An 11725-nucleotide genomic window follows, 5' to 3' on the forward strand; every position below is an offset into this window, starting at 1 on the left:
TGGCAGATAGCTTAGCGGTCCATCCGGGACAGCAGCGGAGCCGCCTTCGCGCCGACCCACAGGCTCATGTCCACCGCATTCGACACACGGAACACATCACCCTTGGCGTTGAGGAACAGTTCCTCCATCTCGCTGCGATTGAACGGACGCGAGCCGAGGCGACCGAACACCGCCATCTGTCCCCCGGTCTCGTCCACACCACGATCACGGTCCAGCCCCTTCGACAGGGCAATGGCCGGGGTTGGCGTACGCGCCCATGCGATCAGTTCGGGCTTGGGTTCGGGCGAGAAGCCATAGAAATTGGGCTGGCTGGAGGGCGAGGTCAATTGCAGCACCTTCATCCCGTTCCGGCCATCGGCGACATAGGCAAACAGCGAGGCGTTGGTTGACGCGACGATCACGTCCTCAGCATCGTTGAGCTGCCCGCCGGCTGTGTAGCTGGCGTAGATCGAGGGCCGCACAGGCGCGGTGATGTCAACAATCACCAGGCCTTGCGACTTGGCCGCAACATAGGCGTAAGTACGCGCAAGATAGACCCGCCGTGCATCGGTGAGCGGCACCACGGCGCCCGCAACTGCCTTGGGCTGGGCCAGATTGGTCACGTCCATCAGTTCAAGACCGTTCGCCGTCGTTACCCAAAGATAGCGGAATTGCACGGCGGTTGCGCGGGGATCCCGCAAGGGCACGACCGAGGTGATGCGCGGCGCAAGGCAGGTCTCGCCACCCTTGGCATTGCTCACTTCGCAAGGCTTGTCCGGGCTCCATGGCTTGGTCAGGTGAACCGTGACCAGCGCCTTGTCCGTAACGACATAGGCGTAGTCACCGGCCAATGTGATATGCCTTGCGCCCGTCAGCACACCATCGGGATTGAACGTCATCGCACGGGTGAAGAAATTGTTGCGGAATTCGCCATCGGCCAGGGTATCGACATTGACCGCGATCAGGCCTTCGACCGCATCGGTGACGAAGGCATAGCTGTAGATCGGCGAGAACGGCTGCTCCTGATTGACCGCCCGCAGTTCTGGCGAATTGCGCGTGGGTGCAATGGCCTGATTGGTGGGCAAGGCCATGCAGGTGGCATTTGCGGTCTTCACATGAGTATCGTGGCCCAGCGCCGAGAACGGCGCGGTGACGATACGCTCGGAGAAGCCCTTGTTCCCGATCGCCGCGATATCATAGGCGCGGAAACCGCCCTTGCCTTCGGCCACGAACATGTATTCGCCGCGCATCTGGAGGCAGCGGACTGCATCCTTGGTGCCTTCCACCACGTTGGCAAACTGTTCCTGCCCGGTGGTTTCGCCCGAAAGCTTGCTATCCATGATCTTGCCGCGCGTCCAGTTCTTCAGTTCGCGGTCGTTGGTCTCGACGTGCTGCTTCCAGTAATCGGGATAGGCATAGCGATGGAGATACGATCCGATGACAGCTTGCGGCTCGTCCCATTCGGTCACGCGCACGGCTTCAAAGCCGCCATCAAGACCGAACCAGGCGTTGAGACCCACGAAGTTCACGTAATTGGTGCCCAGCAGCAGCAATTGCGCCATCGTGGCGTTATTGTCTTCATCCTGGCTGATGTGACAATCGGTGCACTGCTTGGTCTCGTTCTTGCGGACGGTGTGCGGGAAGTGCGGCGCGAAGGCTTGCGATGAATAGCCGATCGACGAAATCGGAGGCTGCTGCACATAGATGCGTTCGCGGTTGATGTTCGTGGATGACAGGATCAGTGCCGAGGTCGAGCGGATCGGCGCGGTGATCGCCTTGCCCGACACCGGATTGCCCGCCGCATCGAACTGCACCGGATCACTGCCCGACGACTTGTTGCGCTGATGCTTGCCCAGCTGGAACATGTCATCGCGCGCAACCTGCGGGTTATACGTCGCGTAATTGCGGGTGTAGTCTTCCTCGTACTTTTGCGTAGCCGTTTTCCAGTTTGCCTCGATTGGCAAATGGCAGCCTGCGCACGATGTCGTCCACGAAAGATGGCAGGTGAAGCAGGCCATGTCGTCGTCACGATGAGCGCGCGCTTCCTTGGCAACGCCGGTGCCGAACTTGTAGGCGCCGTCATCAGAGGCAGACTTCGCCATCAGCTTCGCGCGCGCGGCCTTGGGATTGAAGATCGGCTTGCCAGCGGCATCCATCTGCCCCTGATAGCGCGCATCAACCGAATCCTTCACCAGGCTGACTTGCCACGACAGGTTGGGATCGATGATCGAGCGCTGGACCAGAACGCGACGACCGTCAGGCTGGTTGAACCATTCGAAGCGGCGCTGTCCATCGGCGTTGCGCAGCAGCGAAAGGTTGTTGCCCTTTTCTGGCGCGGCGAGATTGGAGGTCAGCAGCGTCGGGTACGCATCGGGCGTACCGTGGCAATCCTTGCAGCCGATCTCGACCGCGTTGGCGACTTCGCCATAGATCATGCCATTGCCGTGGCTGTCCTGCGAGAAGTGGCAATCGGCGCATTGCATGCCGATCTGCGCATGGATGTCCATCATGTGGACCGCCTTGCCCGGATTGTCCGGCCCGGCTTCCACGAACTTGGCTTCGCCTGCCTTGCGGAACTTTTCCGGGTCAGCCGGATCGATGATGTGCGCCTTGTCGGTGCCATAGGACGACATGTCGCCTTCGTCATCGAGCAGGTTACCGCGGCGATCGCGCTTCAGGATCGCGCGGAAATTCCAGCCGTGGCCGTGATAATCGGCGAACTGGGTGTCCTTCAACTGCGGGTTGAGATCATAGACGTTACGCAGGAATTCGACGTCGCGCCACAACCCGCGCGTGGATGCGCCTTCGGGGTTGCGGTCCAGCACTTCGCGCTGTTCGTCGATGTTTGGCTGGAACTGCTTCTTGAAATACTTCGAATAGTCCTCGTCGGTCATGCCCGCAGGGCGCGGCGCACGGTTTTCCGGCCCCGGCCACATCGAATCCGCATCGGATTCGTAATCCCACATGGTGTAGCCAAGGTAGGTGTTCAGGAAGATATTGGGCTGATGCATGTGGCAGTTCATGCACTGCGCGGTCGGGATCGCGCGGGTAAAGGCATGCACCAGCGGATGGCCCCTCTCGCGGTCCTGCATGGCGACGGGACCGGTTCCGGCATGTTCGTCGCCATGGACGCCTGCCTTCCTGGCGTGGCCCTTTTCATCAAGACCAGCCGCAGCATGGGCCGATGCCTGATCCATCTTTTCATGGTCCATCGTGCCATGCGGGGCGACACCCTTTGCCGGGGCATAGACCAGTTGCTGGGCCGAAGAGATTGCGCGCGCGCAATCGCCTTCCATATCGGCAGATTGTTCAGGAACAGACTTGTCGCCGGTAACGTATGCGCCCTTCCCGCGGAGCACAGTGCCACGCACCTTGTCGTGATGCTCTTCCTTTTCAGCGTCGTAGCTGCCGTATGCCCCCTTGCGGTGCTGGCCTTCGCGCAAGCCGTTGATCGTGGGATCGGCGGTGACCGTCTGCCCATCACGCCCGCACTTGCCATAGTTCAGGCTGTGGCGCGGTTCGCGGTCGTTGGCATAGATTACGTGGCAAGCAGCGCAGCCCGATGAGCGATAATCGCCCGGCTGGTCATTGGTGCCCATCTGGAACAGGAATGGATCGTTAAGGCGCGTCTTGTGGATGTTCAGCACCGGAATGGCCACGCGCAAGCCAGTGGCGGGGCCACGGTTCGACTGCTTGAGATCGGGGCGACCCGGTTCGTCAAGCCGCTGGATCAGGCCGGTCGAGTTGGGCAGGCCGATTTCGGGGAACTGCGGATTGATGGTGCGGCCACCATCCTCGAACACCCGGAACACGTCGCCCGGCGGGATCGTGTGCCACCGCGGCAAGGGATACATGACCGGCAGCGCGCCGCGGGCCTTTTCCTTTGGTGTGACCGTACCCCACATCGGCTTGCCGTCCGGCCCGATTTCCTTCGAGCCGGATTTGAGCAGCGCCGGTTCGCCGGTACGGGTAAAGCTTTCGCCAAAAAGGTAATTCTTGAACGGTACGATGCCGTTGTTATAGGCCGCCCCGCCCCACAGCATCGCGCCCGTGCTCATCAGCGAGCGTTCGGACGCCTCGATGATCGACATGTGGCAAGCGCCGCACGAATCGCGCGCGACGCGGTAGTCCGACGGGTTGACGAAGCGGACGAATTCCGGGCTTTCCTTGGCGAGCAGTGCATAGGAGCGCTTCGGATTGGCCGAAGCTGGCCAGCCCCAAGCGGCGGGATACCTGGGCAGGACGTGCGCGTCCTTCAGTGCGCCCATATACTCCATCGAATTGCTGTTCCACGAACGGTCCGCGACGACTTTGGTATTGCCGCCATGACAATCGACGCACGACAGCACCACGGCGGGGCTGGCATGCATCGTGCGGTGATCGCTCTTGGTGTGGCAACTGACGCAGCCGACGTTCTGCTTGTCGACGAAAGCCCATTGTTCTTCAGCCGTTTCGCCCGGTTGGCCGCGCGGCGCGGCAGGGGCGCGGCTGTGCGCCACCTTCTGTGCCGCTTCTTCGCCCGAAGCGTAAAGCGCGCTTGGCACCAGCAGCACGGTGAGTGCAGCGATCAGCCATGCCAAGGGAAGTTTGCGAGTGCGGCGCGGTTTGGTCATGGGATGATTCATCAGAAGGCCAGGGTCGCGTTGGCGAGGACGGAATAGAAGCGGCTTGCCTTGCCCTGCTGGGCGAACAGGTCATCGAACCCGCCGCCCGGCTCAAGCACCGCGCCCGAAAGGCGGAACACGAGATTCTGCGAGGCATTGGGACGCCAGATGGCAGAGACCGACGCATCGAAGCCAATATCGCGCGGTATCGAGCCTTCGTTGCGCAGAACCTGAAGGACTTTGGTGTTTTCAAACCAAAGGTGATTGAGATTGGTCGAAACCCGCAAGGTAGGCGTCAAATCGAAATCGGTGCCAAGCCCCACCAGCATCGTGCCGGGATTGGTGAAATTCGACTGGCCTTGCTCCTTGGACGAACGCAGCGAATTGAGGATGCCGTTGCGGCCGTTGACCGAAATTGCGCGACCACCGCCCGCAAACGGGATCGTCTGGCGGATCCAGTAGCTGGTATCGGCGCCTGCAAACTGCGGATTCTCGAAGATCGCATCGAAGCCGCCTTCGATCCTGTCGTAAGGATCACTGTCGCCGCTGGCCCAAAGGCCGGACAGGCGGATACGCGTCCAATCGATGTCGTAACTGACTTCGGCGGCAGCCATGAAAGCCCTGATTTCTGCCGCGCGGCTGGTGAGGAAATTGTTGCGGTCCTCACCCAGTGCGGCATAGAACTGCCCTGTCAGGTTGATCCGACCGATCCGGCCATCGGCAGCGTAGCCGAGATAGACCACATCGTATTCGCGCCCGCGCAAATCGCCCAGCAATGCCGGACGAACCGGAAAGCCGTTGGTGTCGACGGTAACTTCATTGCGCTCGCGGTTCATGTTGTATGTGACCGAAACCTGGCTGGTCAGGCCGACCACCGGGAAATCCTGGCGATAGAGGTTTGCCATGAACACCCAGTCGTTGCGCGGTGCGCGGCTGACATCGTTGAGGCCGGAATTGGTTTCCTTTTCAAGCCGCCAGAATGCAGCAAGATTGAACTGGAAGCGGTTGTTGTCCCGATTGCCGAACAGGCGCACGCCCAGTTGGTTGTCGTTGAACAGGAAACCGCGAAAGTCAGACTGCATCGGCTGGATACCGGCGCGCATGCTGATGAAATCGTAGCGTTTGTTATCAAAACGACCAATGTGGTAGTCGATGAAGGCTTCCTGTAAGCCGATGAAGGCATCGGTGCGGCGCGTCCCCTTGGACGGTTCGACGAACAGAATACGGCGTTCCGGCACCTGAACGTGGTTCAGGTTTGCCGCCACCGCGATCCGGTATTCCACCACTGGCGGCTTGTATGCGGTCATGCCCTTGAGCAGCGAAATGCCCGCAATGAAGGTCTGCGACAAAACAAGGCTGTGGCTGCGCCCGAACGTATCGATGGCGTTCGGGTTGGTCGTCGTCTGGTTGCCCACGGGGATCGGGAAACTGCGCGGCTCGACCACGGTATCGGACACGGCGCTGGCGATCAGGAACCAGTCATCACCCTTCAGAAAACCGGGGCGCTTGCCCCTGGCCAGCGGAAGATCGCCCTTGATCAGGTTATGATGGAATGGATCGAGCTTGGAATGGCAGACATATTCGAGCCTGGGAAACAAAGTGTAAAGCGAACGATCCTTCTTGCCCGTGGCCGCGTCCCTTTGCGGGCAGAGCGAAGACATGATGCGCCAGCGATCGGGCAGGCCGACTTCGAGTCCAAGATCGCCGATCGGGCCATCGCCATCATATTTATCATAGAAGGCTTCGGGTGGCGGGGCGTTTACCGCGCCCGGATTGTCCTGTTCGACGCGTTCGGGAAGCTGTTTGTTGAAGCCCGGACGGCGACGACCATCGATCAGGGCCTGGTCAGCCTCGGTTTCGCCACCGGGCAAGGCCGGGGTCTCTGCCTGGGGCATCTGCGAAGCACTGTCCGACTGAGCCGAAGCGGCTTCCGGTGCAGCCATCGTACCCGGCGTGGCCGCCTGTACGGCCGCAAGGACGTGGAACGGCAAGGCCATGGGCGGTGCCGCCGGTGTGGCGAGACCTAGCGCGGGCGCGATTAGGGCGATGACCTGCTGCATCACTTGCCCTCGCAAGCGTTCTGTTCGGAGGTATCGAGGAACGGCGCGAACGGGCAGTTCACATAGCGCAGCCTGACCCCCGATCCGACCGGAACCACGATGGTATCGGCACGGATCGCCTTGGGCGCATTGCCGATTCCGCCCGCTTTCACCCCGCCATTATGCGCACCAAGGAAGGCGATCATGTCATCCTGATCGATCCCGTCACCTGAAATACCGATAGCGCCGACAAGCTGGTTCCCGCGGTAGATCGGCACCGAGCCGGGGAAAATCTGGATACCGTTGGCCAGACGCTTCTTGCCGGTGGGCGTATCGGGCACGGCGGTGCAGGTCTGCACCACATCGCGCGCGTTCAGCCGGTTTTCGACGAAGACCGCGTGCTGAAGGAGATTGGCCTTGACCAGCGCGATCTGCAGGCCGGTCGCGAATGGACTGAAATCGGTGATTGGGCGCGACAGCGGACCATTGGGACGACCAACTTCGCCATCGGGGAAGAACGGCCGGGAAAGATTGCCGCCGGCCCGATCGGCAAAGGCGATCTTGCCGGTCAACGCGGTCTGATCCCCCAGGAAATCGCGTGTCCGCTGCACGAATGCCGGCACTTCGGCGTCAGTGTTCTCGTTCAACTGCTGCGCAGCAACGCTGCTGGAGAAGAACGCGGCAGTACGCGCCTTCTGCAGCGAAACGTCGATGCCAAAGATTGGCGCGTCAGGCCCGCGAACAAGGCCGAGCACTTCGCCGAAGGTATCGACCACGGAAATCGAAACCTGCGCGCGGCTGTCCAGTGGACGGCGAATCTGCGCGCGGGCGCGGGTCATGATCGTGAACGCCTCTTCCAGCACGGCGCGCACTTCGGCGGCCGTGAGCGGCTGGCTGACCACGCCCGCATCGGTAGCCGCCTTGATCGGATAGCGCGGAGTGCCCGACCCGTTGGTCAGCACATAAGCGTCGGCCAGCGAAAACTCCGAAGACGTGGCGCGGCGTATCCCGCTTTTTTCCGTGCCATACGGCGTGCCGGGGATAACCGCTGTGCCATCGTAATAGCCGCGCACAGGAACCAGTGCGCCGACCACGTTGTTGATAGCGGCAAAGCTGGTTTCCAGCGGATGCAGGCCCTCGATACGCGCATCGGCAAAGCGGAGTGTCGTTCCGTCAACGGTTATGCGATCGGCGCGAATGTCGGCGGCGGGGGCAAACCCCTGAATCCCGGCAAGCGCCATGAATTCTTCGGGATCGCCGTCGACATTGCTTACGTCGGGATCGTAGCCATAATCACCATCGGCCATCACGCCGATGCCGCCGACGACCACGCCATTCTTGTAAAGCGGCAGACCGCCAGGATCAGCGGCGAGACCGAGCGGCGCGCGTTTCGGACCGATGAAGGCTGCCGAGCCTGCGTTACCGGTGAGAAACCGCGCCGAGAGATCGGAACAGGGCAGTGAACTGAACTGCACCCCGAACAACGGCCCTGCTTCAAGGCCCGGCGCATTGGGTGCTGGCGGAAAATGTTCCTGCACAATCATGCTGGCAGTGCGGGTGGAAAAGGCATTGCCGCTGGACGAAAGGTAGGCCGCAGTCACCGCTTTGGAGATTGCGCCCATCGTCGCCTCGACATCGAGACCTTGCGCATCCACTTCACGTGGGGAAATCTCGCCCGTCGCGGTGCGCTGACTCGTGATCATGCGGGTGACCGCACCGTTCATGCGGAACACGGCGAGGACATTGCCGACCCGGTCCACCACGGCGATGATCGCGGGGTAATTGAGCGCCCTTGCCTCACCCACGGCCTGCGCGATGATCTGCTGCACTTCGGCAGTGGTCAGCGCTTCCTGCGCCGGATCGGCAAAGAAGCGCGCACTGGCCGTTGGTGTCGGCGTTGGTGTGAACGTGCCGCCAGAGCCAGAATCACCGCCGCCGCATCCGGCAAGGGTGAGCGAGAGCGACGCCACCATCGCCGTCGTCTGGCGCAGGAACAGCCCGGACTGCATCAGCGCAGGCTCCGTATCGAACGCACCGCACTGCCCAGCGCCCGCCGGAACGCGAGCGGCTGGAAGCCATTGGGATCGCGCACCGCGGCGTAGGCCTGATTGATCTGGATGCGCAGGGCACCGGCCGAAGCGGTCGAGACCATGCCCTGATTGACCAGCCCGTTCAGCAGGGTATCAACGGCCATGACCGATTGAACCGCGCCTTCATAATCGGTGAAGCGTTCGCCAATTGCTTCGCTGGCAATCGAGTCCATGATCGCGAAAGTCTGTTCGCGGGTGAAAGCTGCCGACGAGAACCGGGCAGAAAGCTGATCTGCCGATTGGCGTAGCTCCTGTGCGGCGGCAACGGTTTCCGCGCGATTTGCGCCCATGGCACGATGGAACGCCTTGCTCTTGGCATCGAAGTTCACCGCGGCATCTGGCGCAACGGCGCGCGCTGCTGCGAGCAGCATGATCATGTTCTCATCATTATACGGAGGCGCACCAAGCTGGATCGGACGACCCGGATTGGGGATGGCGGTTACCTTGCCCTCTTCCCCGTCATAGATGCGGCGATGGCAGGAATGGCAATCGTAGAAGGTAAATTCGGGAAAAATGCCGTTCATTGCGCGCGCGGGCTGGCTGAACAGTTCAAGGCTGCGCTTGACGGCTTCGGCTTGCCCCACCGCCCACATCCGCATCGAGTTGGACTTGCCACCCTTGCGCTGGACATAGTCGGCGTCTTCATCGTGATGCTGCTGAAGCGTGGTGAACAGATCGAGTTCGAACGAGATGCGCGGATGGCCGGCCGCCATGATGCGGTGCGCGATGAACTGGCCCTTGGCGTCGCCAGAGAAGTGGCAGTCGAGGCAGACCTGCGCCTTCACCTGCGGCCGGGTGAGATCGGTCATCCCTTGCGCGACATTGCGCGAATGGCTGGCACCGACCGCGTAATGAGTCGAGAGCCACGCGCCCGATGCGCCGTGGCAAGCTTCGCAATCGACGCCATCTGAGGCACGTGCGGCACCGGGCGACGAATGGCAGCCTGCGCATTCGCGCTGCACACCTGCCGAATCAAGGCCCATGCGCCGGACGATGGCCTGCCCGCGCGGCTCCTGAATCACTTTCCAGGCACGACTATGCGCGCCCGAAGGCGACGAATCTTCCTGCCAGCGCATGACTTCGTCCTGGCGGACGACCGCGCCATCGGCAGCGCTGCGGCCATGGCAGGTCGATCCTGCACATGATGCAACGCCCTGATGACCACGCAGGGTTGCCCCTGCGCTTTGCGCCTGAACCGCAGCCGGAGAAACAAGCGACGAGGCGCCCAGTGCGGCCCCGGCCATAGCCAGACACGCAACCAGTGCCATCGCGCCTGAACGCGGCATAGCCCGACACACTGCGATCAGTCGCCGGAAAGACAAGAAATTGTCGAGCATTGCCCCTCGTCCCCACTGGTCCACCCGCAGCCCGGCTTTTGCCTGGTGCTGCGCGCTTGCCAGAAGTGCTGCAATGCGACCCCGATGAATACAGACTAGGCTACAGTGGCCCTGCGGTTCAAGTGGCTATTCATGTTTCCGGCAGATTTCCGAAGAAAACCGATCAGCCTGCCCGCATTATTGCCGACGAATGACAAGATTGCGAATTTCCGACATGTCTTCCATCGCAAATCGTATACCTTCACGGCCCAGCCCCGAATCCTTGACCCCGCCATAAGGCATGTTGTCGACGCGATAGCTCGACACGTCATTGACCACGATTCCGCCAACATCGAGCCGGTCCCATGCGTCCATGACCTTGTGCAGGTCTGATGTGAACAAGCCCGCCTGAAGCCCGAACTTGCTGTCGTTCACCTCGTCAAGCGCGGCGTTCCAATCGGTGAACTGCGACAGGATCACCACCGGGCCAAACGCCTCCTCGGTATAGACGTCCATTTCGCGCGAGCAGCCTTCGAGAAGCGTTGCTTCGAGCATGTTGCCCGCGCACCCGCCACCTGCCAGCAAGGTTGCGCCGCCAGCAACCGCAGCATCGATCCAAGATTTCAGGCGCTGCGCTTCCTTGGCCGAGATCATCGGCCCGATGAAAGTATCGCGATTCTTCGGGTCACCCGATTTCAGCGCCTTGACCTTCGCCGCCAGCATATCCCGGAACCGGTCGTAGATGTCGGCGTGAATGATCACGCGCTGCACGTGAATGCACGACTGGCCCGATTGATAATAGCCGCCGAACACGATCCGGGCGAGCGCATGTTCCAGATCGGCGTCCTTGTCGACCACCACGGCAGCATTGCCACCGAGTTCGAGCACGACCTTCTTCTTGCCAGCCTTGGCCTTCAGGTCCCAGCCCACGCCGGGCGATCCGGTGAAAGACAGCAGCTTCAGCCGCTCGTCCGTGGTGAACAGGTCCGCCCCGGCGCGCGCGGCCGGCAGGATCGAAAACGCGCCTTCGGGCAGAACGTCGCATTCTGCCAGCACTTCGCCCATGATGATTGCGCCAAGCGGCGTCATTGAGGCCGGCTTCATCACGAACGGACAGCCCATGGCGATGGCAGGCGCAATCTTGTGCGCGGCCAGATTCAGCGGGAAGTTGAACGGCGAAATGAAGCTGCATGGGCCGATCGGCACACGCTTCCACATGCCCATGTAGCCCTTGGCGCGCGGGCTGATATCGAGCGGCTGGATCTCGCCGTAATTGCGCGTGGATTCCTCGGCGGCAATACGGAAGGTGTCGATCAGGCGCCCGACTTCGCCTTCCGAATCGGCAATCGGCTTTCCAGCCTCGACGCAGAGCGCATAGGCCAGTTCATCCTTGCGCTCGGCAAAGCGCTTCACGCAGTGATCGAGCACGTCGCGCTTTTCATAGCTGGCCAGCCGCGCCATCGGCTCCGTCGCGCGGACCGCCCCGGCAATCGCCGCGTCGATCACATCGGGCGTCGCGAGCGCGGTGCGGAACGCGACCTCGCCGGTGAACTTGTCCGTCACCTCAAGATCGGCGTTGGGCTGCACCGCCTTGTTGTTGAGATAGAGCGGATAGACGTCTTTGAGCTTCATCGTTCGACCTCTGTTGGAGCGTCCTGCCCCAGGTTCGTCATTGCGAGCGGAGCGCAGCAATCCAG

5 protein-coding genes are annotated in these 11725 nt (G+C 61.7%); all 5 read right to left on the bottom strand.

Annotated features, from left to right (window positions below; genetic code table 11):
- Positions 1-11 precede the first annotated feature (11 nt).
- Complete coding sequence (locus tag LUA85_RS10595) at positions 12-4592, bottom strand: LVIVD repeat-containing protein (protein ID WP_231469517.1); 4581 nt, start codon at positions 4590-4592, stop codon at positions 12-14.
- A gap of 11 nt (positions 4593-4603) precedes the next feature.
- Positions 4604-6478 (bottom strand): hypothetical protein, encoded by a 1875-nt coding sequence (locus tag LUA85_RS10600; protein WP_231471836.1) that lies wholly within the window; start codon positions 6476-6478, stop codon positions 4604-4606.
- Positions 6479-6642: 164 nt separating this feature from the next.
- The gene (locus LUA85_RS10605; RefSeq protein WP_231469519.1) at positions 6643-8631 is read right to left on the bottom strand and encodes a heme-binding protein; all 1989 of its coding nucleotides are present in this window, start codon (positions 8629-8631) and stop codon (positions 6643-6645) included.
- A complete protein-coding gene (locus LUA85_RS10610; protein ID WP_231469521.1) occupies positions 8631-9998 on the bottom strand; it encodes a cytochrome c family protein in 1368 nt (455 codons plus the stop codon). The genes LUA85_RS10605 and LUA85_RS10610 overlap by 1 nt, the downstream gene beginning before the upstream one ends.
- Positions 9999-10226: 228 nt before the next feature.
- Positions 10227-11660, bottom strand: a complete 1434-nt coding sequence (locus LUA85_RS10615) for an aldehyde dehydrogenase family protein (RefSeq protein ID WP_231469523.1) — start codon at positions 11658-11660, stop codon at positions 10227-10229.
- Positions 11661-11725 lie beyond the last annotated feature (65 nt).

The organism is Novosphingobium sp. CECT 9465 (genome assembly GCF_920987055.1).
Classification (GTDB): domain Bacteria; phylum Pseudomonadota; class Alphaproteobacteria; order Sphingomonadales; family Sphingomonadaceae; genus Novosphingobium.